This window comes from Paraburkholderia lycopersici, assembly GCF_900096975.1.
GTDB lineage: Bacteria > Pseudomonadota > Gammaproteobacteria > Burkholderiales > Burkholderiaceae > Paraburkholderia > Paraburkholderia lycopersici.
The window spans coordinates 55,288-80,748 of the sequence record NZ_FMYQ01000015.1; the positions used below are offsets into that span (position 1 = coordinate 55,288).

At 66.8% G+C, this 25,461-nt stretch carries 25 protein-coding genes; 10 read left to right on the forward strand and 15 right to left on the reverse strand.

What is annotated here, in order from left to right; genetic code table 11:
• Nucleotides 1–69: 69 nt before the first annotated feature.
• Together BLU17_RS17290 and BLU17_RS17295 are read right to left on the reverse strand one after the other, a co-directional pair.
• Nucleotides 70–1,914, reverse strand: coding sequence for a PHA/PHB synthase family protein (locus BLU17_RS17290; RefSeq protein WP_091998944.1), 1,845 nt, complete (start codon nt 1,912–1,914; stop codon nt 70–72).
• A gap of 244 nt (nt 1,915–2,158) precedes the next feature.
• Complete coding sequence (locus BLU17_RS17295; protein ID WP_091998687.1) at nt 2,159–3,001, reverse strand: potassium channel family protein; 843 nt, start codon at nt 2,999–3,001, stop codon at nt 2,159–2,161.
• Nucleotides 3,002–3,332: 331 nt separating this feature from the next.
• Here BLU17_RS17295 and BLU17_RS17300 point away from each other — a divergent pair, with 331 nt between their 5' ends.
• From BLU17_RS17300 to BLU17_RS17315, 4 genes are all read left to right on the forward strand, one after another.
• Nucleotides 3,333–4,172, forward strand: coding sequence for a universal stress protein (locus BLU17_RS17300; RefSeq protein ID WP_091998690.1), 840 nt, complete (start codon nt 3,333–3,335; stop codon nt 4,170–4,172).
• Nucleotides 4,173–4,224: 52 nt separating this feature from the next.
• A complete protein-coding gene (gene phaZ, locus BLU17_RS17305) occupies nt 4,225–5,517 on the forward strand; it encodes a polyhydroxyalkanoate depolymerase (RefSeq protein ID WP_091998693.1) in 1,293 nt (430 codons plus the stop codon).
• 140 nt (nt 5,518–5,657) lie between these two features.
• On the forward strand, nt 5,658–6,458 hold the full coding sequence (locus BLU17_RS17310; protein WP_091998696.1) for an ATP-binding cassette domain-containing protein: 801 nt from the start codon (nt 5,658–5,660) through the stop codon (nt 6,456–6,458).
• Nucleotides 6,415–7,275, forward strand: a complete 861-nt coding sequence (locus BLU17_RS17315) for an ABC transporter permease (protein ID WP_091998699.1) — start codon at nt 6,415–6,417, stop codon at nt 7,273–7,275. Before BLU17_RS17310 ends, BLU17_RS17315 begins: the two co-directional genes overlap by 44 nt.
• A gap of 95 nt (nt 7,276–7,370) precedes the next feature.
• On the opposite strand, the gene BLU17_RS17320 is transcribed toward BLU17_RS17315, so the two are convergent.
• The 13 genes from BLU17_RS17320 to BLU17_RS17380 all read right to left on the reverse strand — a co-directional run bounded on the left by BLU17_RS17320 (nt 7,371) and on the right by BLU17_RS17380 (nt 16,691).
• Nucleotides 7,371–8,021, reverse strand: a complete 651-nt coding sequence (locus tag BLU17_RS17320; protein ID WP_091998703.1) for a BON domain-containing protein — start codon at nt 8,019–8,021, stop codon at nt 7,371–7,373.
• Between the two features lie 79 nt (nt 8,022–8,100).
• Complete coding sequence (locus BLU17_RS17325; protein ID WP_091998705.1) at nt 8,101–8,709, reverse strand: NAD(P)H-dependent oxidoreductase; 609 nt, start codon at nt 8,707–8,709, stop codon at nt 8,101–8,103.
• 115 nt (nt 8,710–8,824) lie between these two features.
• Nucleotides 8,825–9,691 (reverse strand): F0F1 ATP synthase subunit gamma, encoded by an 867-nt coding sequence (locus BLU17_RS17330; protein WP_091998708.1) that lies wholly within the window; start codon nt 9,689–9,691, stop codon nt 8,825–8,827.
• Complete coding sequence (locus tag BLU17_RS17335; RefSeq protein ID WP_245746902.1) at nt 9,688–11,211, reverse strand: F0F1 ATP synthase subunit alpha; 1,524 nt, start codon at nt 11,209–11,211, stop codon at nt 9,688–9,690. The genes BLU17_RS17330 and BLU17_RS17335 overlap by 4 nt, the downstream gene beginning before the upstream one ends.
• 7 nt (nt 11,212–11,218) lie before the next feature.
• Nucleotides 11,219–11,968 (reverse strand): F0F1 ATP synthase subunit B family protein, encoded by a 750-nt coding sequence (locus tag BLU17_RS17340; protein WP_091998713.1) that lies wholly within the window; start codon nt 11,966–11,968, stop codon nt 11,219–11,221.
• A 12-nt stretch (nt 11,969–11,980) separates the two neighbouring features.
• Nucleotides 11,981–12,226: a F0F1 ATP synthase subunit C gene (locus tag BLU17_RS17345; protein ID WP_017774099.1), complete on the reverse strand. Its 246-nt coding sequence runs from the start codon at nt 12,224–12,226 to the stop codon at nt 11,981–11,983.
• Complete coding sequence (locus BLU17_RS17350) at nt 12,223–12,921, reverse strand: F0F1 ATP synthase subunit A (protein WP_091998716.1); 699 nt, start codon at nt 12,919–12,921, stop codon at nt 12,223–12,225. The genes BLU17_RS17345 and BLU17_RS17350 overlap by 4 nt, the downstream gene beginning before the upstream one ends.
• Nucleotides 12,918–13,193, reverse strand: coding sequence for an N-ATPase subunit AtpR (locus tag BLU17_RS17355; protein ID WP_245746903.1), 276 nt, complete (start codon nt 13,191–13,193; stop codon nt 12,918–12,920). Before BLU17_RS17355 ends, BLU17_RS17350 begins: the two co-directional genes overlap by 4 nt.
• A complete protein-coding gene (locus tag BLU17_RS34555) occupies nt 13,186–13,491 on the reverse strand; it encodes an AtpZ/AtpI family protein (protein WP_091998721.1) in 306 nt (101 codons plus the stop codon). Before BLU17_RS34555 ends, BLU17_RS17355 begins: the two co-directional genes overlap by 8 nt.
• A complete protein-coding gene (locus tag BLU17_RS17365) occupies nt 13,488–13,949 on the reverse strand; it encodes a F0F1 ATP synthase subunit epsilon (protein ID WP_091998724.1) in 462 nt (153 codons plus the stop codon). The genes BLU17_RS34555 and BLU17_RS17365 overlap by 4 nt, the downstream gene beginning before the upstream one ends.
• Nucleotides 13,950–13,959: 10 nt before the next feature.
• A complete protein-coding gene (gene atpD / locus BLU17_RS17370; protein WP_245746904.1) occupies nt 13,960–15,426 on the reverse strand; it encodes a F0F1 ATP synthase subunit beta in 1,467 nt (488 codons plus the stop codon).
• Nucleotides 15,427–15,511: 85 nt separating this feature from the next.
• Entirely contained in the window at nt 15,512–16,003 is a 492-nt protein-coding gene (locus tag BLU17_RS17375; protein WP_091998726.1) for a hypothetical protein, read from the reverse strand.
• A 235-nt stretch (nt 16,004–16,238) separates the two neighbouring features.
• The gene (locus tag BLU17_RS17380) at nt 16,239–16,691 is read right to left on the reverse strand and encodes a universal stress protein (RefSeq protein ID WP_091998729.1); all 453 of its coding nucleotides are present in this window, start codon (nt 16,689–16,691) and stop codon (nt 16,239–16,241) included.
• Nucleotides 16,692–16,897: 206 nt separating this feature from the next.
• On the opposite strand from BLU17_RS17380, the gene BLU17_RS17385 reads away from it, so the two are divergent.
• From BLU17_RS17385 to BLU17_RS17410, 6 genes are all read left to right on the forward strand, one after another.
• Nucleotides 16,898–17,401, forward strand: coding sequence for a hypothetical protein (locus BLU17_RS17385; protein ID WP_091998732.1), 504 nt, complete (start codon nt 16,898–16,900; stop codon nt 17,399–17,401).
• A gap of 316 nt (nt 17,402–17,717) precedes the next feature.
• Nucleotides 17,718–19,355 carry a Na+/H+ antiporter gene (locus tag BLU17_RS17390; protein WP_091998735.1) on the forward strand — a complete coding sequence of 546 codons (1,638 nt, stop codon included), beginning with the start codon at nt 17,718–17,720 and terminating at the stop codon, nt 19,353–19,355.
• A 661-nt stretch (nt 19,356–20,016) separates the two neighbouring features.
• Nucleotides 20,017–22,737 carry a type VI secretion system ATPase TssH gene (tssH, locus tag BLU17_RS17395; RefSeq protein ID WP_091998737.1) on the forward strand — a complete coding sequence of 907 codons (2,721 nt, stop codon included), beginning with the start codon at nt 20,017–20,019 and terminating at the stop codon, nt 22,735–22,737.
• Between the two features lie 39 nt (nt 22,738–22,776).
• The gene (tssB, locus tag BLU17_RS17400) at nt 22,777–23,313 is read left to right on the forward strand and encodes a type VI secretion system contractile sheath small subunit (protein WP_091998740.1); all 537 of its coding nucleotides are present in this window, start codon (nt 22,777–22,779) and stop codon (nt 23,311–23,313) included.
• Between the two features lie 27 nt (nt 23,314–23,340).
• Nucleotides 23,341–24,834: a type VI secretion system contractile sheath large subunit gene (gene tssC / locus BLU17_RS17405; protein ID WP_091998743.1), complete on the forward strand. Its 1,494-nt coding sequence runs from the start codon at nt 23,341–23,343 to the stop codon at nt 24,832–24,834.
• Between the two features lie 83 nt (nt 24,835–24,917).
• Nucleotides 24,918–25,403: an Hcp family type VI secretion system effector gene (locus BLU17_RS17410; RefSeq protein WP_091998745.1), complete on the forward strand. Its 486-nt coding sequence runs from the start codon at nt 24,918–24,920 to the stop codon at nt 25,401–25,403.
• Nucleotides 25,404–25,461: the final 58 nt, after the last annotated feature.

A 25,461-nucleotide genomic window follows, 5' to 3' on the forward strand; every position in this document is an offset into this window, starting at 1 on the left:
GACGCTCCTCCGTTCAGCTGGCGGCGCTCGGCCTCGATCCATCGCGCGGGCTGCGCGCCGCCCGCGCGTTCACGTTTCGAGCACATATTCGCCGGGCGCCGGTCCGAACCCCGCTTCCGGCACGCGCGCGGGCACCTTGTCCGTCGAGCGCTCGCGCAGCCAGTCGCGCCAGCAGGTCCACCACGACCCGTCGGTCGCGGGCGTGCCGCTCACGTACTCGTGGCGGCTGCGGTACGGCGCGCCGGGCTCGCGCGTCGCGCATCGGAAGTAGCGCCCTCGATGGCCGGGCTCGGACACGATGCCGGCGTTGTGGCCGCCCGCCGTGAGCACGAACGTGAGTGCGTTGTGCGTGAGCAGATGCAGCTTGTAGACCGAGCGCCACGGCGAAACGTGATCGCGCTCGGTCCCGACGACGAACATCGGCGCCTCGATGTCCGAGAGCGCGATGGGCCGGCCGTCCACGCAATAGCGGCCTGCCGCGAGATCGTTGTCGAGAAAGAGCTGTGTCAGGTACTCGGCGTGCATACGGTACGGCATGCGGGTCGTGTCGGCGTTCCACGACATCAGGTCGTTCGGCTTCGTGCGGCGGCCAAGCAGATACTCGCTCATCATGCGCGACCAGATCAGGTCGCGCGCATTGAGCAACTGGAACGCCGCCGACATCTGCGCACCGTCGAGGTAGCCCTGCCGCCACATCAGCGCATCGAGCGCGGCGAGTTCGCTCGCGTCGATGAACAAGCCGAGCTCGCCGGGTTCGCTGAAATCGGTCAGCGCGGCCAGCAGCGTGATGGAGCGCAGCGCGTCGTGCTGGCCGTCGCGCGCCAGCGTCGCCGCACCGATCGAGAGCAAGGTCCCGCCGAGGCAATATCCGACCGCGTGAACCGCCTCCCCGCAGCGCGCGCGCACGGCTTCGAGCGGCGCGAAGAAGCCGTCGCGCAAGTAGTCGTCGAGGCCGAGATCGCGCGCTTCGGGGCCCGGGTTGCGCCATGAGATCGCGAACACCGTATAGCCCTGTTCGACGAGGAAGCGGATCAGCGAATCGTGCGGCTGCAGATCCAGGATGTAGTACTTCATGATCCACGACGGCACGATCAGGATCGGCTCGCGCGCGACGTCGGGCGTCATGGGCGCGTACTGCAGCAGCTCGCACAGCGCGTTGCGCCACACGACCCTGCCCGGCGTCACTGCAACGTCGCGCCCCGGCACCCAGGGCTGCGCCACGCGCTGGCGCGCGCCGCGCATGGCGTCGCCGATGGTCTTCGCGTCGTCCAGCCAGTTGCGCATGCCCGCCAGGAGGTTGGTGCCGCCGCTGCTCCACGTGGCCTGCAGCACGACCGGATTGGTCGCGATGAAATTGCCGGGCGAACAGGCATCGAGCCACTGACGCGCCGCGAACCCGACCAGCTCCTCGTGATGCCGCTCGACGCCCGGAACGCCGCGGGTGGCATCGCGCCACCAGTGCTGGACCGCCAGAAACGCGTCGCGGTACGCGCAAAAGGGCCAGTTGGACCACGCATCGACGGCAAAACGGGGATCGGCATTGCCGGCGTACACCGTCGTCCCGCCTTCATCCGCGTTGTCGCCGGCACGGGACGATCCGGCCATGAACGAACTCGCAGCAAGCCATGCCTGCGTCGCAAGCTCGAGGCATTTGCCGGGCGAGATCGCGAGATTGCCGCCCCAGTCGATCGTGGCCAGCGCGAGCGCCAGCGGGGAAAGGCCGAATGTCGCCGCGGCCACGCTCGCGCGGGCCGCCAGGTTCCACTGATCGGCTGGCGAGCCGTGCGACCGCGCGCGCGCCGCGGCGCGCGCGGGCACGCCATGATGCGCATGGCTCGCATGCAAGGTTGCGGCATCGCTAACGGCGGAACTAACGGCAGAACTAACGGCAGAACTAACGGCGGTATCGGTCATGATGGACGCGCTCTTCATTCGATACGCCGTCCGTGCGCGGGATGGCCCGGCGGCGGTGTCAACCGCATCACTGTGCGTTGGCGGTACGGGGTCGCCATTGATCTGAGTCAAGCACGGCGGGGGCCTGCTTGTTCGACCGGGACAGCCGGAGGCGCCTTGCCCGCGCGGCTGGATCGGAAGTCGGCACGCACGGCGTCTTCTCCTGCATCCAGGCTCCCGGTGCCGCAAGGCGATGGCCTCGCGTTCAACGCGTCCCCAGTTGCCGTGCCGTGCCGCCTCCGCCCTGCGACTTGCCTCGCCTCGGCGCGAGCGCATCGCGCAGCCCTTCGAGCTCGCGATGCAGCGAGACGATTTCCGCGTGCAGCGTCTTGATGTCCCGATGCATCTCGCGCCTGAGCCGCCGCTCTTCCTTGCCGATGAACCACGCCGCGATCCCGGCGAATGCCAGCGAGAGCAGGCCGTAGCCGAGCAGCACGACGAACACGGCAAAAACGCGCGATGCGGGCGTCGTTGGCGCGATGTCGCCATAGCCGACCGTGGCGCTGCTTTCGAAGGCGAGCCACAGCCCCTCGGCGTAGCTGTGCACGCGCGGCTCCAGCACGTAAAACCCGGCGCCGCCGAGCAGCAGAACGGTCAGGCCCGCGAGCGGCAGCAGCGCGAGCCGGTTAGGCTCGAAATAGACGCGCAGCGCGACGACGATGCGCAGTGCGATCATTCCCATGAACGCGAGCCTGAGCACCCATTCGAGCGAAGACCACGGGTTCGCGCCGCCGATCACGCTGACGAGCGCGCCGCAGGCGATCGCCACATCGAACGCATTGCGGTCCAGAAACCGCGCGGGTTTGCGGCTCGACCAGGCGGTTCGCGCAACGGCGCCCATGCAGGCGACGGCCATGGCGCCATAGAGCGCCCTCGCGATCAGGAGCATCAGGCTCGATGTCGCGAGCAACTCGAGATAGAAGGCGGGGATTGCGATCAGGTACCCCGCCAGCAAGACCCAGCGGGCGCGAGCCCATGCATGCGAGGCGGCGGCTCCGTCATGCGGATCGACGCCACCGAGTCCTGCGTTGTGCCAGCCGATACTCATTTGCCGTACCCGTCATGATGCAAAACCCGGCCGGTCCTGATTTCGCGTTTGCGCGCCAGACCGGATTTGCCTGCAAGTCACGTCTGGAGCGCCGGACCGGGAGACACGCACAGCCTCTCACCCTGGCCGGACCTGGTCATGATTTGGATCAAGCAGGGTCACGGGCAGTGCGCATCGCCCCGGCGTCATGCTGAGGGCGTGAACCGCTTGACCTACGTCAATATGCGACTGACGGCCCGCCCTAGCCTTCTGGCTCATCGACTGCGGAATCGGCGCGCGGTCATCGCACCGCCCTCTTCCCGGCGCCGACCGCAGTCGCCGGAGATATCCCATGACCTACAAGACCGTCATGGTCCACCTGGACACGAGTGCGGGCGCCCATACGCGGCTCTCGTTCGCGCTCAAGCTCGCCCGCAAGTTCGACGCCCACCTGGACGGCGTGTTCGCCATGTTCGATCCGCATCCAGTCGGCTTCTACGCCATGACGGGCGCAGCCGAGCATTACGACGCGCATCGCAAATTTCTCGCGCAAAAGCGTGACGAGGCTGAACGGCTGTTCCGCGCCGAACTGTCTCGCGCGGGGGCGCCCGGCACGTGGGTCGCACCGGAAGGTTACGCCGTCGCCGCCGTCCTGCAGCGCAGTCGCACCGCCGACCTGATCATTCTCGGACAACCCAGGCCGAAAGACCCGGAGTCATTCGTCGCCGACAATTTTCTGGAAACCGTTCTGCTGGGTGCCGGCGGGCCCGTTCTGCTGGTGCCGGAAACCTGTGGTTTCGAGTCGGTCGGCGAACGAGTGCTGGTCGGCTGGAATGGCGGCCGCGAGGCGGCCCGCGCGGTGCACGACGCAATTCCCTTTATCGCGCGGGCGGCGCGTGTCACTATCGCTGCTGTCCCCTCGGCTTTCGCGCCCGGCTCGTCGGCGGCATCGTGCGCAGAGGTTGCAACCATGCTCGAGCGACACGTTACGACCCCAGTAGACGTTTCCCGCTTCGACCACCCCGTAGCCTTGTCGACGGGCGAAACGCTGCTCGAATACGCGACCGATGGCGGATACGACCTCCTGGTCGCGGGTGCTTACGGCCACGCGAGATTTCAAGAGTTCATTCTGGGCGGCGCGACGCGCTCGATTCTTTCTTCGATGACACTGCCGGTCCTGATGTCGCACTGAATGGCGGCGCGCGTCGTGCGCGGCCCCGTTGCGCCCATCATCGAGGTCAATGATGTGGTATGCCCTTGTCGAACAGCAGCGCCAATGGCTGAGCGCCTGGCGCGAGGCGGCGCGGTACGCGCGCGAGGCGTGCGACGCGTGGCCCGCGCCGGCGCTGGTCCGCGCCGCCTCGTCCTGCTACGCGGATCTGTTCGAGCCTCTTCTCGGCCTCGCCACGGCGCCGCCGTCGTTCGCGATCGGCAGCATCGCGAACGGTGGAAGCCCTTGCGGCGTCGACGAGCACATCGTCGCGACTATGCCGTTCTGCAACCTGCGACGCTTTTCCCGCGCCGGCGCGGCGCGCGACGTGCTGCTGTGCGCGCCGCTGGCGGGCCATGCGGCCGTCATGATGCGGGAGACCGTCGAGGCGCTGCTCGCCGACGGCGACGTCTACATCACCGACTGGGTCAACGCGCGCGACGTGTCCCTCGCCGCGGGCCGCTTCGGCCTTGCCGAATACGTGGCGATGCTCGACGGTTTCATCGACAGCCTCGTGCGCGACAAACGCGATGCACGCGGCACACGTCGCAAAAGGCCGTTGCACGTTGTCGCTGTCTGTCAGTCGACCTTTCCCGCGCTCGGCGCGCTGGCGCTGCGCGCGCAACGCGGATGCGCACCGCCCGCGAGCATCACGCTGATCGGCGGCCCGCTCGACGCGCGCATCAATCCGGGCACGCTCGGCCTCGCGGCCGCGTCGCATTCGCTCGACTGGTGCGAGCGCCATCTGATCGACGTCGTGCCGGCCGGATTCGCCGGGCGCGGCCGGCACGTCTTCCCGACGTGGCTGCAGCAAGCCGAGATCGCGATCGTCTATCCCCATCGCTACGTGTCGCTGGTCGAGCGCTATGCACAGGCAAGCTCGCGCGGCGATTGCGGCGCGCTCGCCGAGGCGCGGCGCGCAGTGCTCGAGTACACGGCGCTGCTCGACATGCCGGCCGAGTACTTTCTCGACACCGTCGATATCGTGTTCCAGCGCGTCTCGCTGGCAAACCGCACGTGGCGCGTGAACGGCAAGCTCGTCGAGCCGGCGGCGCTGCGAGACGTCGCGCTGCTGACCGTCGAGGGCACGCGCGATGCCGTCACGGGCGCCGGACAGACGCACGCGGCGCTGGAAATGTGCAGTGGCATAGCGGCGGCCGCGCGGCAGCACCTCGATGTCGACGGCTGCGATCATTACGGGCTGTTTACCGGCGACCGCTGGCGCGGCGAGGTGCATCCGGCGCTGCAGGCAACGTTCACACGCGCCGAAGCGTTCCGCCAGCAAGCGTACGTGCAGCCGCGCAGGTCAGGCGTCGCGTCAGGGTGAGGCGTCCGTCTCGCGAGGCGCACGGGCGGCGCGGCCGGTGCCGGTGCCGGCACATCGTTGAGCCAGATCAACCGGCGCGCAGGGGCGGCTGCCAACATGCAAACACCCCCGTCTTTCACCGCTCGACGCGCCAGGCCGCCATGTCCACTTCCGTCATCGAAACACACGCGCTTTGCCGCCGCTTCGGCGAGGTCACGGCGGTCGATTCGCTGACGCTCACCGTCGACGCCGGCGAAACGTTCGGGTTGCTCGGCCGCAACGGCGCCGGCAAATCGACCGTCATCAAGATGCTCACGACCTTGTTGCCGCCGAGCGGCGGCAGCGCAACCGTCTGCGGTTTCGACGTCGTGCGCGAATCCGCCCGCGTGCGGCAAATGATCGGCTATGTTCCGCAAGCCCTTTCCGCCGATGGCGATCTCACCGGCTACGAGAACCTGCTCGTCTTCGCCCAGCTCTACGACATTCCGCGCGCGGAACGCGCCGAGCGCATCGGCCGTGCCCTCGCTTTCATGGGGCTGAAGGACGCCGCGCACCGGCTCGTGAAAACCTACTCGGGCGGCATGATCCGCCGGCTCGAAATCGCGCAGTCCACGCTGCACCGTCCGCGCGTGCTGTTTCTCGACGAACCCACGGTCGGGCTCGATCCCGTCGCGCGCCAGTCGGTCTGGGAGCAGGTCGAGCGGCTGCAGTCGCGCTTTGACGCCGCGGTGCTGCTCACCACGCATTACCTCGAAGAAGCCGAGCATTTGTGCCAGCGCGTCGCCATCATGAGCCGCGGGCGCGTGGCCGCCATCGGTACGCCTGCCGCGCTGCGCGCGGCGATCGGTCCGGGTGCGAGCTTCGAGGACGTGTTCGAACACTACACACGCGACGAGGCCCCCCTCGCCGGAGCTTACGATGAAGTCTCCCAGACCCGCAGAACCAGTCAACGCCTCGGCTGACGCCGTGCAGGCCGGCATGGGCGGCCCGCGCCGCGCGCCGCTGGTCTCGTTCGTGGCGAAAACCCTGGCGATCGGCGCGATGGAAGTGCGCAAGCTGCGCCACGACCCAACCGAGCTCGCGACGCGCGCCGTACAGCCCGTCCTGTGGCTCCTCGTGTTCGGGCAGGTAATGAGCCGGGGCCGCGTGATCGACACTGGCGGCGCGCCTTATCTCGACTTCCTCACCCCCGGCATCCTCGCGCAAAGCGTGCTGTTCATCGCCATCTTCAACGGCATTTCTGTTATCTGGGAGCGCGATCTCGGCATCGTCCACAAACTGCTCGTGAGCCCCACGCCGCGCTCGGCGCTCGTGCTGGGCAAGTCACTGGGCGGCGGCGTGCGCGCGCTCGTGCAGGCTGCGGTCGTCATGCTGCTCGCGCTCGCGCTCGGCGTGCATCTGCGCATCGACCTGCTTTCGGTTGCAGGCGTCGCGTTCTTCGTGGTGCTGGGGGCGGCCGTCTTTTCGAGCTTTTCGCTGATCATCGCCTGCATCGTGAAGACGCGCGAGCGTTTCATGGGCGTAGGCCAGGTCCTCACCATGCCGCTCTTTTTCGCGAGCAATGCGATTTATCCGACCTCGCTGATGCCGCGCGCGCTGCAGCTCGTGGCCGCAGCGAACCCGCTCACGTATCAGGTGGATGCGTTGCGGCGGTTGCTGCTGCCGGGCTTCGCGAGCGCCGCGAGCCCGGGGCTTGCGCTCGACGCCGCCGTGCTGGCGACCACCCTTGTGGTGCTCGTTGCCGTGTGTGCGCGGCTTTATCCCGATCTGGCCCGATGACGCAGGCAGCCGGGCAACCGGCTGCAATCGTTCGAGTCATGGATTCTGTGCGTCGCGGGCGCCTTGGAAGTCTTTGAGGCGCGCCGCGACGCGTCTCATTCGACGCTCAGAAGATTGACGATCGCATGCACGCCCGGCGTCGATTTCGCCGCGCCGTAGACGAGCCGCCGCTCGGCGTGCGAGGCAACGTTGCCGGTCAGGGTGACCGTGCCGTCGTCGATCCTGATTTCGATGTGCCTCGCCTCGCGCTCACCGTGCCGCGCGATCGCGGCGCGAATCCCGCGAGCAATGTCCTCGGCCGAGGTTTGGCCGCGGATGCGGATCTTGTCGTTCACGCCCGTCACCCCGCGCAAATGCGCGATCGCGCGCCGGGCGGCGTGGCTCTGGTAGCCCCACTCGCACTCGCCGAGCAACGTGACGTAGCCGTTCTCGACCTCCACCTGCACGTCCTGATTGTTGACGCCGACGGTCCACTCGAGGATCGAGCGCGCCGTGTTCGCGATCGCTTCGTCGCTGCGCTCATCGTCTCGTGGCAGACGCACCTCCATCTCCACGACGATTGCGCGTACGCCCGCCACCCGGGCCGCCGCCTTCTGCGCGGCGAGCTTCGCCGGATAGCTCGCCGGATGGCCCGAGAGCGTCACCACGCCGTTCGATACCTCCACGCCGACAGTCGCGGGTTGAATCGACCGGTCGCACGCGAGCTCGGTTTCTACGTCATGTTTCAATTCGATATCGGATTTCATCGCAATCCACTCCTGATTGACGTCCTGCCGGGAACATGCAAAAGCGCCCCGCCGCGGATCCGTCCGGCACCCCCGAGATTCATGCCGCCGGCACCGAAGCGAAATGCCCGCGAACGAACTCGCGCACCCGGGCTAGATTGGCGAAGGCGGTGTCCGCAGGCATGGCCGGACCGACTTCGTCGAAATGCAGGTGCCCGACCAGATCGAAACCGGAGGCGCGGAACACGTGCGTATCCTGCAGCAACTGCATCGCCTGCCACCGGCCGTCGGCGACGAAGGAGGCCAACGGCGCCGCCGAGACGGTCACCACCACGGCGCGGCGTCCCGACAGCAAGCCGTGCACGCCGCCCGGCTGCGTGTCGTACGCGAATCCGCGGCTGAACACGCGGTCGATGTAGCCCTTCATCATCGCGGGCATCGCCATCCACCAGAGCGGATAGACGACCGTCACGACATCGGCCGCGAGCACGTCTTTCTGCGCGATCAACACGTCGGCCATGCGAACGCGCGCGTCGCTTCCCTCGGTCAGTTCCTGCGCGGAGAGCACGGGATCGAAACCCATCCGGTAGAGGTCGTGCACGCGCACGTCATGGCCAATGCGCACCAGTTCCCCAACGTAGGCACGCGTCACGCTCATGGTGAAACTCTCTTCCACCGGATGCGCGACGACGATCAGATGTTTTTGCATGACGCTGGCTCCTTTCCGAAAAACCGCTGCGCGGACAGGATCATCGTGCGCGTGCCCGCAGCCACCCGATTGACACACATCAACGATGCAAGCCTTGCGCTGCCCGTGCGGACAGCTAGTCCCCCGCGCGCTGCGCCGCCTCGCGTCCTGTGGTCAGTTCGACGATTTCCGAGGTGATCTCGTCCTGGCGCGTCGCGCGATACTGCTGCGAGAGGCCTGCCAGCCGCTCCTGCACGTTCGCGCGCGCGGCCAGCATCGCGCGCACGCGTGCTTCGTTTTCGGCGGCGAACGAAAGCATCAGCGCCTCGCACAGCTCGATGAAGACGTAGAGCTCGACGAGCTCCGCCAGCAGCCGCGCGGGGGCCACGTTGACGAGCGGCGGCAGCGCGCGCGGCGTCACGTGAAAGCGTGCGAAATCGAATGGAATGAGCGTGCGCCGCACAATGCGCAGCCGCGACTCGCCGGGCAGCGCGTGGGTGACCGTGACGCGCGTCACGCGCCCGCCGTCGACAAGCCTCGCGTAGAGCGCATCGGTCACGCGGGCGGCGAGATGGGGAACGCCTGCCGGATGCGCGGCCATCGGCGCGGACCATGCGTCGGCCACGCCGCGCTCGGCGCAAGCGCCCGCGAGCCGACCGCCGACCAGCAGCCAATGGCCGGCGCGGGCGCGACCGAGACGCAGCGCCTCGTCCGCGATACGGTCGTTGAGGCCGCCCACGAAACCCTGCTCCGCGCCGATGACGATGCACACCTCGGCGCCGTCGTGCGCGTCCGCCGCGCTTGTCGAAGCGCTCGAGGGGCCGAACGCAAGGATGTCGCCAATCGCGGCGCCGGCGGCCGTTGCGCACGCCCGGATGCCGGCGAGCCGCGCGTGCGCGTCGCGCGAGCGCGCCGCGGCAATCCCTCGCATCGCCCCGACCACGGCTTCGAGCTGATGGGTCGCGGCGATACGCGCTTCGATCTCGCTGAGCTTTCCGCTCATGCCGTTCCCTTTGCGGGCCCGTGGCTCCCGGCGTCCGCCGTGCCGGGCGCGACCGCCGCGATGCACTCGCGCACCCGCTCGCGCAGCGCGGCAACGCGTTGCGGCAGGTCGCCGTGCGAATCGTCGGGCAGCGCCTGCGCGTCGATTTGGGCGAACCGCTCGCGGATCTGCGCAACGGCATGGGCGGGCAGCGCGTCGAACTCGCCGTCGGCGAGCGCGCCGAGCAGCGCGATTTGCCCGGCGGTGCCGAGCGGGCTGAAGCGCGGCTGCGCGAACAAGGCGCGAATGCGCTCGCCGCGCGCGATCTGCGCACTCACGCGCGCATCTGTGAGGCCGCCGAAGCGCGCGAACATCTCCAGTTCGAGGAACTGCGCGTAGTCGATCCTCAACCGCCCCGCGACCTGGCGCAGCGCGCCCGCCTGCGCCTTGCCGCCCACGCGGCTCACGCTCAAGCCCACGTTGACGGCGGGCCGCTGGTTCGACGCGAACAGCGCCGCGTCCATCACGAGCTGGCCGTCGGTGATCGAGATCAGGTTGGTCGGGATGTAGGCGGCGAGATTGCCGGCGTCGGTCTCCGCGATCGGCAGCGCGGTGAGCGAGCCGCCTCCGAGTTCCGGGCTCAGCCGCGCCGCTCGCTCGAGCAGCCGTGCGTGCAGGTAGAAGATGTCGCCGGGATACGCCTCGCGGCCCGGCGGCTCGCCGGTGAGCAGCGCCAGCTCGCGGTGCGTGGCCGCGTGCTTCGAAAGATCGTCGATCACGACGAGCGCGTGCCGGCCACGGTCGCGAAAATACTCGGCGACCGAGAAGCCCGCGAACGGCGCGATCCATTGCATGCCCGGCGAAGCCGACGCAGGCGCCACCACGAATACGCACCGCTGCGGCGCGCCGCGCGTGCGCACGGCGTCGATCACGCGCTGCACCGCCGTGGCGCGTTGGCCCACCGCGACGTACACGCAGACCACGTCGCTCGTGCGCTGGTTGACGATCGCGTCCACGGCGAGCGAGGTCTTGCCCGTCGCCCGGTCGCCGATGATGAGCTCGCGCTGGCCGCGCCCGATCGCGAACAGCGCGTCGACGATCAGCACGCCGGTTTCGAGCGGCTCGCTCACGGCGGCCCGCTCGACGATGGCGGGCGCGGGGCGCTCCACCGGCAACCACGCCTCGGCGGCGGGCGGCTCGCCGCCGTCGAGCGGCCGGCCGAGCGGATCGATCACGCGCCCGAGCAGCCCCTCGCCCACGGGCACCTGGAGCACGGCGCCCGTGCGCTCCACGCGCTCGCCGGCCTCCACGCCCTCCGCGCCGTCCAGCAGCACGACGTTCGCGAGATCGGCGTCGAGCGTACGCACGTAGCCGGTCGCGCCGCTCGCGAAGCGCACCGTTTCGTCGAGCGCGACGTCGGCCAGCCCCGAAATGCGGGCCACGCCGTCGGCCACGCGCTCCACATTGCCGTTGGTCTGGGCGTCGGCGGCGAGGCGCACGCGCGCGAGCGTTTCTTGCGCTCGCGAAAGCCATGGCTGCATATCGGACTCAGCTGCGCACACCGCCATGCTCCAGTAGCGTCTCGCGTATGGCGTCGAGATCGTGACGCAGATGGTTGCGCACCGCCGCGTGCGCCCCCGTGAGTTCGAGCCCGGCGATCAGCGTGGGATCGGTGCGCACCTGCAGCGTGACGTTGCGCCCGAGCGCCGCGTCGAACGCCGCCTCGCAGGCCTGCTGTTCGGCGGCGCTCAGCGCGCGCGGCGCGGCGACCGCAAGCGGCTCGCCGTGCGCGCCGAACCCGGCGCGCGTTTCGGGCGGCAGCGTTGCCAGCGCCTCGGCCGCGCCGCGGATAAAGCCCTGCACGCGCGCCTCCGGCGGCATGCGGTCGAGAAGACGTCCCGCGATCTCGACGGCGAGACGCACGGCGTCGTCCTCGATGGCGCGCGCCTGCTCGGCGCGCTCGCGGGCGATCTCGCTTTCGGCTTGCGCGCGCAATTGCGCGGCTTCGGCCCGCGCGTGCGCGAGCAGCGCGGCCTTGTGCGCCTGCGCGTCCGCTTCGGCGTCCCGTAGCGCCGCCTCGCGCGAGGCCGCGAGCCGCGCGGTTTCGCCGCGCGCGGCGTCCTGCTCGGCCTGCGCCGCGCGGCGGCTCGCCTCGGCATCGCCGAGCAGCGCCTGCGCTGCTTTCTGACGCGCCGCGACGATATCCGCCACGGGCCGGAACAGGAAGCGCGCGAGCAACCAGACCAGCACGAGGGCGTTGACCGTCTGCAGCGCCAGCGTCGACCAGTCGATGTGCATGGCGCCGCCTGCCTACTTGACGAACGGATTGGCGAACAGCAGCAGGAGCGCGATGACGAGGCAGTAGATCGCCATCGTTTCGATCATCGCGAGGCCGACGAACAGCGTGCGCGAGACGGTGCCCGCGGAATCGGGCTGGCGCGCGATGGCGTCCATCGCGGCGGCGACGGCGCGGCCTTCGGCGAGCGCGGGGCCGATGGCGCCGAACGACACCGCGAGCGCGGCGGCCGCGATGCTGACGATTTCGATGAGATTCATGACTGTCCCTGTGCGCGATGGCCGGCGCCCGAGCGCGCGCCGCCCGCTGCGGCGCCGACGAACACCATCGCCAGCACCGCAAAGATATAGGCCTGCACGGCCCCGGTGAGAAGATCGAGCGCCATCAGCGGAATCGGCACGAGCAGCCCCGCGAGCGAGAGCACGATGCCGACCACGAACACGCCGCTCATGACATTGCCGAACAGACGCACGACGAGCGAAAAAGTGCGCGTGAGCTGCTCGACGACGTTCAGCGGGATCATCACCCACGTCGGCTCGGCGAAAGTCGCGAGGTAGCCGCGCAGCCCGCGCGTGCGCAGACCGTGAAAGACCGTTGCGGCGAGCACGATCAGCGCGAGCGCCGCGTCGGTCTCGATATGCGCGGTCGGCGGTTCCACGCCCGGCAGCAGCGACGACCAGTTCGCCGTCAGCACGAACACGAAGAGCGTGCCGATCAGCGCGCGGTACGGGGCGGGGTCGCCTTCGATGGTGTCGCGGATCTGGGCGTCGAGTGTCGTGACGAGCAGCTCCAGCACGGTCTGCGTCTTCGAGGGCGCGAGCGCGAGCCGCCGCGTAAGCAGTACCGCAGCGGCGGCCATGCAGGCCATGATGACCCATGTGACCACGACCGGCGCCGTGATCGAGAGCGGGCCGAGGTGCCAGAGCGGCGTGGTGGCGAGCGGGGACGCTTTCATTGTGTCCGCACCGCGATTCGCAGCGTGGCATGGCGCGCGATCAGCAGCCCGGCCATGCCGGCGAGCAGCGCCGGGCTGCCGGCTCGCGCGAGCGCGAACAACAGCAGCGCGGTCAGCACGCAGCGCACGGTCTGCGCGCCGAGCGCGACCGCCAACCGCCCCGCCGCGAAATACCGGGCGTTCCAGCGCAGCGCGGCGAAGTGAGCGGCTCCGGCCGCCATGCCGGCGGCAAGCCCTGTTGCGCACGTCCGCAAAAGCCAAAGATCAGTCATCCTCATGACTCCGTTCCTGTCGATGCATCCATTTCCACGCGAACCAGAGGCCCGCCGCGGCGCCGAGCATGAGCATCGGCGCCGAAAAGAACACGCGCGTACCGAACGCCCGGTCGAGCAGATGGCCGAGCGCGAGGCCCGCCAGCGTGGGCAGCACGATGGTCCAGCCGAGAATGCCGATCTGCCCGAGCCGGCTGCCGAGCGACGGCTCGGGCTGTGCGCGGCCGCGCGCCTCGCGCGCTGCGGCGTCGCGCGCGGCCCGCGCCACGTGATCGGACTCCCGAGACGGATCGCTCATCGCCCGCGCTCCTGCGCCGCCGGAATCTCCTCGTCGCCGTCCGGCATGACGGGATGGCGCAGATAGCGCAGCATCTGCCGCACCGCCTGCGCATGCAGACGCACGGTTTCGACACGCACGCGCCGTTCGGCGTCGAGCTGGGCCGCGCGCACGCGGGCGACTTCGCGCTCGAGCCGCTCGAGCGAATCGCCGACGATCGCCTCGCGGCAGGCGACGGCCACCGTCCGTCCGCCGGACACGGTCATGACGCCGCCGTCCACGGCGCAATAGCGCCGCGTGCCGTCCGGCGCGACCCAGCGCACCACAGAAGGCGCAAGCATCGTGATGAAGTCCGCGTGACCGGGCCGAATGCCGAACGAACCGCTCTCGTCCTCGGCGCGCAGCGAGCCGGCGGCCTCGTGATTCACCACCATGTCGAGCGGCGTGGCGATCGTCAGGTCGAGCGGCGTGGCAGCCATTCGTGTGCTCCTAAGCGAGTGCGGCCGGCACGGCCGCGGTTGCCGAGGCGCGCTCTTTCTCGCGCGCTTCGTCGAGCGTGCCGACCATGAAGAGCGACTGCTCCTGCCAATCGTCGCACTCGCCGGCGAGTATCGCCTTGCAGCCCGCCAGTGTGTCGGCGATCGAGACCGAGCGGCCCGGCTGTCCCGAGAACGCTTCCGTCACCGCGAACGGCTGCGTGAGAAAGCGCTGCAGGCGGCGCGCGCGCGCCACGAGCAGGCGGTCCTCGGCGCCCAGCTCCTCGACGCCGAGCAGCGCGATCACGTCCTGCAGTTCACGGTGATGCTCGATCAGCCGGCGCACTTCGATCGCCACCGCCGCGTGCTCCGCGCCCACCACGAGCGGATCGAGCAGCACCGACGACGAAGCGATCGGGTCGATGGCCGGATACATGCCCTCGGCCGCCATGCCGCGCGAGAGCACGACCATGCTGTCCACGTGCGCCGCGATGGTCGTCACGGCGGGATCGGTGAAATCGTCGGCGGGCACGTAGACGGCCTCGACCGCCGTCACGGCCGCGTCGCCCACCGAGACGATGCGCTCCTGCAGCGCGGCCACTTCGCTCGCGAGCGTCGGCTGATAGCCGACCCGCGACGGCATGCGCCCGAGCGACGCCGAGACTTCCGCGCCCGCCTGCACGAAGCGAAATACGTTGTCGATCATCAGCAGCACGTTTTGGTGCTTTTCGTCGCGAAAGTACTCGGCGATCGTGAGCGCGGTGAGCGGCACGCGCCAGCGCGCGCCCGGCGGCTCGTTCATCTGGCCGTACACGAGCACCGTGCGTGCGAGGACGTCCGAGCCGCGCATGTCCGAGAGCATTTCGTGCCCCTCGCGCGAACGCTCGCCCACCCCCGCGAAAACCGAAATGCCCTGGTAGCGCTCGACCGTCGCATGAATCAGCTCCATCACGAGCACGGTCTTGCCGACGCCGGCGCCGCCGAACATGGCGGCCTTGCCGCCCTGCGCGAGCGGCGCGAGCAGATCGATTGCCTTGATGCCGGTCGTGAAGATCTCGGTGGAGCCGCGCAACGCCGCGAGCGGCGGCGCCGCGCGATGAATGGGGCGGCGCGGGGCGCCGGCGTCCAGCGGCGCTCCGCCGTCACGCGCCGTGCCGCTCACGTCGAGCAGCCGGCCGAGCACCGCGTCGCCCACCGGCACCTCGAGCGGGCCGCCGTATGCCTCGACGCGGGCGCCGCGCCGCAATCCGGCGGTCGACTGCAAGGCCAGCGCCCGCAGCACCGTGGCGCCGAGATGTGCCTCGACCTCCGCGGTGAGACGCGAGCCGTCGTCGCGAACGATCGACAATGCGTCTTCGACGGGAGGCAGCGGCCCGTGCTCGATCACGACGTCCAGAACCGCGCCGCGCAACGCGCGCACGTGACCGACGGTGCGCGGGGCCGAAGCCGGGCGGTCGTTCGGGGCGTGGTCGATGGACACGGCGCTTCGCTGCGGCGTCACGCCAGCACGACTTCTTCGATGACCATGCGCGCGGGCGTCATAAACCGCATCGGGTTCCTGACGATCATGCGCTGGCGGGTACCGAACGGCTTTGGGGCATCGCCTCGCCGTCCGGGCGCCCGCCCACGAACTGGCCAAGGTACGTCATCCAGTCGGCCGCCTGCGGGACGGCGCCCGCCGGGTATGCAGCCTGAGCCCGCGCCTGCACCTGCGTGCAGGCCTTTTCGAAATCGAGAGCCGCCTCGCGAAGCAAGGCACCGAAGGCCGCCTGGCTTCGCGTGGCCAGATCCTGACTTTGCTCGCACAACGCCGCGCTGGCCGCGAAATAATCGCGCACCAAGGTTTGCCACGTCTGCAGGAACGCCGCCGGATCGTAGGCGCGCGCTTCGAGAAGCGCATGACAGGCGCGTTGTACCGCGACACGGTCGCGATCGATGCACTTTATCTGCAACCCGAGCGCGGACTGGAACTCGTCGAGGCCAAGCTGCATCAAGCGCGTGCCCATGCTCAACATGGATACCGACGCAAGCGGCACGTTCTGAGGAATGTCTTTCATTACAATCTCCTGATCGATCGGGTGCCATCACCAGATCCGCAACGCGCGGCGTCGCACAACAGGCCGCATTCCTCGAATCTAATGGGGGTGCTCTTCGCGCAATTGACCTGCATCAGAAGTTATTGCGCTCCGGGCGGTCGTGGCAAAGCGCGTGGACGCGCGGGCAGGCTCAACTTTCTTTTGATCAGACGCAGACGCGCCGACGCGCGCAAGCCGTTGCGTCGCACCGCCGGATTCAGGCGGGCACGCCGCGCACGAGCAACACCGGGCACTCCGCATTACGCGCGAACGCCTCCGCCACGCTACCGAGGAAGGCACGCCTGACGCCGCGCCGGCCATGCGTGCCGAGCACCACGAGCTGCGCCCCGAAACGCGATGCGCAGTCTTGCAGACAGTCCGCAACGCCTTGCGTGACGGTACTCAGTTCCAGCAGCTGCGTCTCGCACTTCACGCCCGCCGCCTTCGCCTCGGAGCGCGCCGCCTCGAGCTGCGCCTTGGCCTCGTCGCGATACGACGCGAGCAGTTCCGCCGGAACGTAGGTGAGCCCCATACCCAACGGCGCCACGACGTCGATCACGTGCGCCACGCAGAGCTGGCCCCCCGTCATCTTCGCCATGCGCACCGCCTCGGCGAGCGCCTGCTTCGAGGTCTCGCTGCCGTCGACCGCAACCAGAATCTTTTCGTACATGCTCTGCCTCCTGACACGCGGCCATCCTCGCCGCATTGGCTTACCTGCAACCATCATCGGATTGCGCTGCATCACACGGTTGATTTGTATCAAGAGACAAACATCTTCGAGGCGGCGGCATGGCTTGATTTGCATCAGAAGCAGCGCCGCTGGGCGCAGGATGCTGTCGGAATGGCAAAACCGGCCACGCATATGAGGAGAAACCCATGAAACTTGCGCATGGCTTTGCGCTCACCATCGCCCTGGTAGTTGCGATGGGTCCCGGCGCCAGCATTCGCGCGGCGCAGACCGTCGACGCGGGAACCGTCGCCGCCGCGACGCGGACCGTCCAGAACGGTGTCGCCTACATCACCGGCGGCGTAGGCAGCGACGAAGCCGCTGCGCTGCGCGGCGTCGCCGCTCAGTACAGTCTGCGGCTGACGTTCGTCATGCAGGACGGGCAATTCCTTTCGGATGTGGATGTCGAGATCGTCGGGCCTTCCGGAGCGTCGGTCCTCAAAACGCGCACGCTTGGACCATTCCTTTATGTGTCGCTGCCGGCCGGCAGGTACCAGATCGCCGCGTATGCGGCAGGAACAAGACAGACCCGCGTAGTGCTCGTGGGCGCCCGACAGGGCGCGAACGTCCAGTTCGCATTCCCCGCGCTCGATCACCGTGATGCACCCGCTTCCCGCGATACCGGTCAAGCGGGCAAGTCGTCCCCAACCTGAGCGCGATCCGCCGTTGGCGCAACGCCGCGAGAACGTCGTGCACAGGCGATCGATCTTCCTGGCCGTCCTTGCGCTACCCGATCCGTTCTTCGGGTTCCGTTGCACCAAGGCGGCCGGCTGATCGTTCATCGCGAAGGACGACCGGATTTATGAGACACCGTGGGCTGTGATATTAATTGGCCGGAGGCGCTTGCGGCTTTTCCTGCGGCGTGCGGCGATGGGGCGGCCTTTCGTTTCCATGGCGCATCACGCCGTTCGCGACGAAATGGTGCGCCGGACTCGCGTCGATATTGATTGAACGGTTGAAGGGGGAATTTTGGAAAGCGTCGGTATTGCTATTGCCATGCTGGTTGCCGTGCTGACGAGCGGCGCCATAGTTCGCGCGCTGCCGTGGACGATTCCGCTTCCGTTACTCCAGATTTCCCTCGGCTTTCTGATAGCAGGTGTTTTCAAGGGCGGCGTCAGGCTCGATCCCGACGTCTTTTTTCTGTTGTTCTTGCCGCCATTGTTGTTTCTGGACGGATGGCGGATCCCCAAGGACTTGCTGCGGCGTGACAAGCTGGGAATCTTCCAGTTGTCCGTTGGACTGGTAATCATGACCGTGGTCGGCGCCGGCTACGCCATTCACTGGATGATTCCGTCGATGCCGTTGGCCGTCGCGTTCGCACTCGCTGCCGTCATCTCGCCGACCGATCCGGTGGCGGTGGCCGGCATCACGCACCGACTGGTCGTTCCGCGACGTATCACGTCGATCCTGGAGGGCGAGGCGCTGTTCAACGACGCGAGCGGGCTGGTCGCATTCCGCATCGCCGTCGCCGCCGCGATGACCGGCGCTTTCTCTCTCTCGTCGGCGGCTGTCTCGTTTCTCTGGGTGGCCGGTGCGGGCCTTGCGTCCGGTGCGATCGTCACCTCGGCCATCACGTTGATTCGCGACGGTTTCACAAAACGCTTCGGGGAGGAGCCGCGCTCGGAGGTGCTCTTAAGTCTGCTGATTCCCTTTGCCGCGTACCTTCTGGCCGAACGTATCGGCGCCTCGGGCATTCTGGCCGCCGTGGCGGCTGGCTGGACCATGAGCCGCGCGGAATTGTCCGGACGTGTCAGCGCATTTGCCCGCACGCAGCGCCAGATCGTTTGGGACATGCTGCAATTCGCGCTCAACGGAATCATGTTCGTGCTCCTCGGCGAACAGTTGCCGGGCATTTTCAACGCAGCAGCCCGGTTGGTGACGCGGAGCGGAAGCCAGGACGCAGGGTTGCTGCTTGCCTATGCGATTCTGGTCTGGCTCATGCTGGCGGTCTTGCGCTTCGCCTGTATTTTCGGTTCAGTGTGGCTGGCCCGGATCGTACGCGGATTCACGCCGCCTCCCGAGGCGCGGGCCACGCCACGCATCATGGTGGCGCTGTCGCTGGGCGGAGTGCGCGGTGCGGTGACGTTGGCCGGCGTCATGACACTTCCGCTGATGCTGCCCAATGGCGGCGCGTTTCCCTCGCGCGACCTGGCCATTTTTCTTGCTGCTGCCGTGATTATCATTTCCCTGGTCGCCGCCACACTCGGCATGCCACGGTTGCTCAACGGTGTTGAGCCGTCGTCATCGTCACCGCACCAGAGGCAGCGCGAGGTCGCCCGACAGGCAGCTCACCGCGCAGCCGCAAACCGCGTTTCATCGATGCTCGCCGAGCGGCAAGCGAAGGATGCTTCGCAGGAGGCTCGCCTGTACATGGATGCGGTCGATCAGGTGCTGGCGGGACTGCATGAACTGCTCGCCCATTCGTCCGGTCTTTCGACCGACGACCGGACACCTGTTCGGCGCAATGTCGAACTGACGATGAGACGGGCTGCGATCGAGGCGTCTCGGGACGCCATTTACAAACTCGCGCTCGACCATGAAATTTCGGACGAGGTGGCGCGTGACATGGTCAGGTTGCTGGATCTTGAAGAGATGCGATTGCCCTGATCCGCCCTACGCAGGCTGGCGCGTGGCCCTCGCAGGCTTATGCCCGCACCTTCAGGCAAGTCATATTCCGTGAACCTCGGATCGTCGGAGTCAACGCGCGCCCACGACCCGGACAGGCCACGCGGCTCCGCCACCGAACGTGATCCAATGAGGCCGGGAACTGCTCCACGGCCATGCAGGTCCTCTTCGGATTGGCGGGACAGTGACCTGAATATGCCTGGAGACGCGCATTCCGAACACAGAAAACTGTGTTTCGTCCACTGATATCTCGCTAAATCCATTTTTCTTGCCGATAAAATTTAATGTGGAATTGAAATTACTATCTTCATTGGACGAGAATTAACTTGATTTCAAGCCATACATAAAATCATTGAAAATTCGGATTCATCCGATTGATGCGATTTCGCTTTCCGCCAAGACGCACAATTTAAACGTAACGTTCTGATATCTCAATTATTCTCCCGAGCAAACTACCTGGATATAAAGTTGACGGCACCCTGCCCCTCGCATTAAAGTTCGGCCAGCAAATAGTCAGCAACGAATGTCCGTAGTAATTCACCCCTTTTCCCATTGGGTATCACGCACAGCAGAATACGTTCTCTGGCGGTAACGGAGAACGTCAATACTGAGAAAGTAAACGACGATTCCGGAATAAATCCCCATGACGATTTCCCGTCATTCTCTGTTCGGCAAGCTCGACACAACACTCTTTAGGAGTGCAGAGTCCGCAACCACCTACTGCAAGCTGAGGGGCAATCCGCATGTCGAACTGGTGCACTGGCTGCATCAGATCCTGCAGCAACCCGACTCCGACCTGCATCGCGTGCTGCGTCATTGCGCAATTGAGCGGGACGTCCTGGATCGCGACATGGCGCGCGCCTTGTCAACGTTGCCGGCAGGCGCAAGCTCCATCATCGACTTCTCGCACCACATTGACACCGCCATCGAGCGGGCATGGGTCATCGCAACGCTGGGCATGAACGACCATCGAGTACGCAGCGCGTGGTTGTTCATCGCCCTTGTGACAACGCCCGAACTGCGGCGCGTCCTGCTTTCCATTTCACCGGCCTTCGCAAAGGCTCCTGTTGAAGGACTGGCCGATGTATTGCCGGCATGGATTGACGGCTCGCCTGAGTCGAGCGAAGCGGCACACGACAACAGCGACTATGCTTCGGCTCTTCCGGGCGAGGCATCCCAGGCCATGCCAGGCGCTTCGAACGGATCGACACTCGAACAGTACTGCACAGACCTGACCGCTCGCGCGCGAGCCGGCGAAATCGATCCCGTGGTGGGGCGCGAGCTCGAGATCCGGACGATGATCGACGTGCTGCTGCGCCGCAGGCAGAACAACCCGCTGCTCACCGGTGAGGCCGGTGTCGGCAAAACCGCCGTCATTGAAGGGCTCGCACTGGCGATCGCCGCTGGCGAAGTGCCGCCCAAACTGGTCAACGTGCGGCTGCTGGCCCTCGACATCGGCGCCCTCCTTGCCGGCGCCAGCATGAAGGGCGAGTTCGAGGCGCGCCTTAAGGGGGTGCTCGAAGCGGCTGCGAAATCGGCCGCGCCGGTCATCCTCTTCGTCGACGAAATCCATACGCTGGTGGGCGCCGGCGGTCCGGCGGGAACGGGCGATGCAGCCAACCTGCTCAAGCCGGCGCTTGCCCGCGGCACGATCCGCGCGATCGGTGCAACCACGTGGACGGAGTACAAGCGGCACATCGAGAAGGATCCGGCGCTGACGCGCCGCTTCCAGGTGTTGCAGGTGCCGCAGCCGGAGGAACCGGCGGCAATCGACATGGTGCGCGGGCTCGCGCAAACGTTCGCCCGGCATCACGGCGTCATTGTGCTCGACGAAGCAATCCGCGCCGCAGTGACCCTTTCACATCGCTACATCCCCTCCCGGCAGTTGCCCGACAAGGCGATCAGCCTGCTCGACACGGCCTGCGCGCGCGTGGCGCTTTCGCAGCACGCACCGCCGCGCGAACTCCAGAATCTTTCCGGGCGCCTGCGCGCGGCCGGTGTCGAGCGCGATCTGCTCCAGCAGGAGGCGCTTATCGGTCTGGATGCGGAGCAGGCCATTTCCTCGGCGAACCAGCGCATCGAAACGCTCACCCGTGAGATGACCGCCGTCGAAGGGCAATGGCGCGCGCAGCTCGACGCCGTGCAGGCACTGGCCGTTGCGCGCGAGGCGGCCATCTCCGGCGATCAGGGGTCTGCCAGCGCATTGCGCGACATCGAGGCACGGCTGGTCGAACTGCGTGGCGACACGCCCTATGTGTTCCCCGAGGTCGATGAAGCCATCGTCGCAGAAATCGTTTCGGACTGGACCGGCATTCCGGTCGGCCGCATGGTTCGCGACGAAGTCGCGGCCGTTCGCACCCTGCCCGCGACGCTCGAAGAGCGCGTTATCGGCCAGCGCGATGCACTGCATCAGATCGGCGAGCGAGTGCAGACGGCGCGCGCCGCTCTCTCGGACCCGAAAAAGCCGCTGGGCGTATTTCTGCTTGCCGGTCCGTCAGGCATCGGCAAGACCGAGACCGCGCTGGCCCTTGCCGAAGCGCTGTATGGAGGCGAGCAGAACCTGATTACCGTCAACATGAGCGAGTATCAGGAAGCCCATACCGTCTCGGGGCTGAAGGGCGCGCCGCCTGGCTACGTGGGGTATGGCGAGGGCGGCGTGCTGACTGAAGCCGTGCGCCGCCGTCCATACTCGGTCGTGCTCCTGGACGAAATCGAAAAGGCGCATCGCGACGTTCACGAAATGTTCTTCCAGGTGTTCGACAAGGGCTATATGGAAGACGGTGATGGCCGGTTCATCGATTTCCGCAACACCACGATTCTGCTCACCAGCAACGTGGGTTCCGAACTGACGGCGAGCCTCTGCGCCGACCCCGCGCTCGCGCCGCACGCGCAGGCACTGCGCGACGCGCTCACGCCCGAACTGCTCAAGGTGTTTCCGGCCGCGTTTCTCGGCCGCGTCACCGTCGTGCCGTACCGGCCACTCGCCAGCATGTCGCTCGCACGCATCGTGCGTCTGCATCTGGATCGTGTCGTGCGCCGCATGGCCGAGGCTCACCGGATTGCACTGACCTACGACGAAGCCGTCGTCGATTACATCGTCGGGCGATGCCTCGTGCAGGAAACCGGCGCCCGCGTGCTGATCGGCTTCATCGAGCAGCACGTCCTGCCTCGTCTTTCGACGCTGTGGCTCGATGCATTCTCGTCGAAGCAGACCCTCTCGCGCATCGATATCGTCCTCGGCGATGGTGACGCACCGCCGGCCACCGCCCTGCTGTTCCGGCTCCCCGCTACGCAGCGGTCCGGCCGCACCGATGACATCGGTGCCGACACCGAAGCACTTCTTACTGTCGCGCAGGCCCTCTGACGCTGCCGACACCTTACCACCGCTCACCGGAGTTTCCCCATGTCCGCTTCCAGCAGTTCGCAGAAGTTCATCGCGCGCAACCGCGCGCCGCGTGTGCAGATCGAGTATGACGTCGAAGTCTATGGTTCCGAGAAGAAGGTCGAGCTTCCGTTTGTGATGGGCGTGCTCGCCGATCTGTCGGGCAAGCCGGTCGAACCGCTGCCTGCGGTGGCAGATCGCCGCTTTCTCGACATCGACGTCGACAATTTCGATGAGCGCATGAAGGCTATCCGTCCGCGCGTCGTCTTTGCCGTCCCGAACACGCTCACGGGTGAAGGCCAGATGATGGTCGACATGGCTTTCGAGAGCATCGAAGACTTCTCGCCGGCCGCCATCGCACGCAAGGTCGAACCGCTGCGTCAACTGCTCGACGCACGCACGCAGCTCGCGAACCTGCAGACGTACATGGACGGCAAGTCGGGCGCGGAATCGCTCGTGAACCAGTTGCTCCAGGATCCCGCGCTCCTGCAGTCGCTGGCCGCAGCACCGAAGCCGAAAGTGGCCGCCGACACCAGCGAAGCCGCCAACGCGAACTGATCTTCAAGACACTCCGGGAAACAAGTCATGGCAAAACAGCAAGCACAGGCCGCAAGCGTCGGCGTCCAGACCGAGTCGGACTTCACCCAGTTGCTCAACCAGGAATTCCGGCCGAAGACGGAGCAGGCCCGCGAAGCCGTCGAACTCGCCGTTCAGACGCTCGCCGAGCAAGCGCTCAAACAGTCGGCCACCATCAGCGACGACGCGTACAAGAGCATCGCGGCCATCATCGCGCAGATCGATCACAAGCTCTCCGAGCAGATCAACCTGATCCTGCACCACGACGACTACCAGAAGCTCGAGTCGGCCTGGCGCGGCCTGCATCATCTCGTCTCCAATACGGAAACCGACGAGCGCCTGAAGATCCGCTTCATGGACGTTTCGAAGGACGAACTGCGCCGCTCGATGAAGCGCTACAAGGGCGTCGCATGGGATCAGAGCCCGCTCTTCAAGCAAATCTACGAAGAGGAATATGGCCAGCTCGGCGGTGAACCGTACGGCTGCCTCGTCGCGGACTACTACTTCGACCATACGCCGCCCGATGTCGACCTGCTCGGTTCGATCGCAAAGATTGCGGCATCGTCCCACACGCCGTTCATCTCGGGCGCATCGCCCTCGGTGCTGCAAATGGAATCGTGGCAGGAACTGGCCAACCCGCGCGACCTCACGAAAATCTTCACGCAAAACCTTGAATATGCTCCCTGGAATTTGCTGCGCAACACCGAGGATGCCCGCTATGTCGGTCTTGCGATGCCGCGCTTCCTGGCGCGCCTTCCCTATGGCGCGAAGACCAATCCGGTCGACGAGTTCGATTTCGAGGAAGACACGGCCGGCTCGGACCATCGCCGTTACGCGTGGTCGAATGCCGCCTACGCGATGGGCGTGAACATCAACCGTTCGTTCAAGCTGTATGGCTGGTGCTCGCTGATCCGTGGCGTCGAATCGGGCGGAACGGTCGAACATCTGCCGTGCCATACGTTTCCGACGGACGACGGCGGCATCGACATGAAGTGTCCGACCGAAATCGCCATCTCGGACCGCCGCGAAGCGGAACTTTCGAAGAACGGTTTCATTCCGCTTATTCACCGCAAGAACACCGGCCACGCGACCTTCATCGGCGCCCAGTCGCTGCAAAAGGCCGCCGAATACCACGACGCGGATGCCACCGCCAATGCGAATCTCTCCGCGAGGCTGCCGTACCTGTTCGCCTGCTCGCGCTTTGCGCACTACCTGAAATGCATCGTGCGCGACAAGATCGGCACGTTCCGCGAGCGCGAAGACATGCAGCGCTGGCTCAACGAATGGATCATGAATTACGTCGATGCGGACCCGGCCAACTCGTCGCAGGAAACGAAGGCACGCCGTCCGCTCGCCGCCGCCGAAGTACTCGTCGAGGACGTGGAGGGCAATCCTGGGTACTACCAGGCGAAGTTCTTCCTGCGTCCGCACTTCCAGCTCGAAGGCCTGACCGTGTCACTGCGCCTGGTCGCGAAGCTGCCGTCGATCAAGGAAGCCGCCTGATTTCGGCGGAAATCCTCGTTCGGCCGGGCTGAACGGCATGAGCCCGGCCTCTTTCATCATCAGCAACAACACGGAGCGAACAGATGGCACAGGATATTTTTCTGAAGATTGACGGCATCAATGGGGAGTCGCTCGACGACAAGCACAAGGACGAAATCGAAGTGCTGAACTGGAACTGGGAAATCCGCCAGGAGTCGTCGATGCACGCGGGCAGCGGCGGCGGCGCCGGCAAGGCGACCGTCGAGGACCTGTGGTTCCAGCACGGCATCGACCGTGCGAGCCCCAACCTCATGAAGTACGCGCTCACGGGCAAGCATATCGACCAGGCCGTGCTCGTCATGCGCAAGGCCGGCGGCAATCCGCTCGAGTACCTCAAGATCACGATGAACGACGTGCTGGTCACGCGCGTCAAGCCCTCGGGCAGCAAGAACGCCGAAGAGAAGAGCCTCGAAGAGGTGTCGCTCTCGTTCGCGAAGGTCAAGCAGGAATACGTTGTCCAGAACGCCCAGGGCGGCAGCGGCGGCGCCGTGACGGCCAGTTACGACATCAAGGGCAACAAGGAAGCGTAAGTCTCACACGGCTTTCGTAAGCAGTCTTGACGTAATCCGCCCGGCGAATGGCCGTATC

Bases quoted from the DNA above. Each gene is read 5' to 3' on its own strand.
- BLU17_RS17290 (WP_091998944.1), bottom strand. From the start codon at position 1,914: ATGACCGATACCGCCGTTAGTTCTGCCGTTAGTTCTGCCGTTAGTTCC.
- BLU17_RS17295 (WP_091998687.1), bottom strand. From the start codon at position 3,001: ATGAGTATCGGCTGGCACAACGCAGGACTCGGTGGCGTCGATCCGCAT.
- BLU17_RS17300 (WP_091998690.1), top strand. From the start codon at position 3,333: ATGACCTACAAGACCGTCATGGTCCACCTGGACACGAGTGCGGGCGCC.
- phaZ (WP_091998693.1), top strand. From the start codon at position 4,225: ATGTGGTATGCCCTTGTCGAACAGCAGCGCCAATGGCTGAGCGCCTGG.
- BLU17_RS17310 (WP_091998696.1), top strand. From the start codon at position 5,658: ATGTCCACTTCCGTCATCGAAACACACGCGCTTTGCCGCCGCTTCGGC.
- BLU17_RS17315 (WP_091998699.1), top strand. From the start codon at position 6,415: ATGAAGTCTCCCAGACCCGCAGAACCAGTCAACGCCTCGGCTGACGCC.
- BLU17_RS17320 (WP_091998703.1), bottom strand. From the start codon at position 8,021: ATGAAATCCGATATCGAATTGAAACATGACGTAGAAACCGAGCTCGCG.
- BLU17_RS17325 (WP_091998705.1), bottom strand. From the start codon at position 8,709: ATGCAAAAACATCTGATCGTCGTCGCGCATCCGGTGGAAGAGAGTTTC.
- BLU17_RS17330 (WP_091998708.1), bottom strand. From the start codon at position 9,691: ATGAGCGGAAAGCTCAGCGAGATCGAAGCGCGTATCGCCGCGACCCAT.
- BLU17_RS17335 (WP_245746902.1), bottom strand. From the start codon at position 11,211: ATGCAGCCATGGCTTTCGCGAGCGCAAGAAACGCTCGCGCGCGTGCGC.
- BLU17_RS17340 (WP_091998713.1), bottom strand. From the start codon at position 11,968: ATGCACATCGACTGGTCGACGCTGGCGCTGCAGACGGTCAACGCCCTC.
- BLU17_RS17345 (WP_017774099.1), bottom strand. From the start codon at position 12,226: ATGAATCTCATCGAAATCGTCAGCATCGCGGCCGCCGCGCTCGCGGTG.
- BLU17_RS17350 (WP_091998716.1), bottom strand. From the start codon at position 12,921: ATGAAAGCGTCCCCGCTCGCCACCACGCCGCTCTGGCACCTCGGCCCG.
- BLU17_RS17355 (WP_245746903.1), bottom strand. From the start codon at position 13,193: ATGACTGATCTTTGGCTTTTGCGGACGTGCGCAACAGGGCTTGCCGCC.
- BLU17_RS34555 (WP_091998721.1), bottom strand. From the start codon at position 13,491: ATGAGCGATCCGTCTCGGGAGTCCGATCACGTGGCGCGGGCCGCGCGC.
- BLU17_RS17365 (WP_091998724.1), bottom strand. From the start codon at position 13,949: ATGGCTGCCACGCCGCTCGACCTGACGATCGCCACGCCGCTCGACATG.
- BLU17_RS17375 (WP_091998726.1), bottom strand. From the start codon at position 16,003: ATGAAAGACATTCCTCAGAACGTGCCGCTTGCGTCGGTATCCATGTTG.
- BLU17_RS17380 (WP_091998729.1), bottom strand. From the start codon at position 16,691: ATGTACGAAAAGATTCTGGTTGCGGTCGACGGCAGCGAGACCTCGAAG.
- BLU17_RS17385 (WP_091998732.1), top strand. From the start codon at position 16,898: ATGAAACTTGCGCATGGCTTTGCGCTCACCATCGCCCTGGTAGTTGCG.
- tssH (WP_091998737.1), top strand. From the start codon at position 20,017: ATGACGATTTCCCGTCATTCTCTGTTCGGCAAGCTCGACACAACACTC.
- tssB (WP_091998740.1), top strand. From the start codon at position 22,777: ATGTCCGCTTCCAGCAGTTCGCAGAAGTTCATCGCGCGCAACCGCGCG.
- tssC (WP_091998743.1), top strand. From the start codon at position 23,341: ATGGCAAAACAGCAAGCACAGGCCGCAAGCGTCGGCGTCCAGACCGAG.
- BLU17_RS17410 (WP_091998745.1), top strand. From the start codon at position 24,918: ATGGCACAGGATATTTTTCTGAAGATTGACGGCATCAATGGGGAGTCG.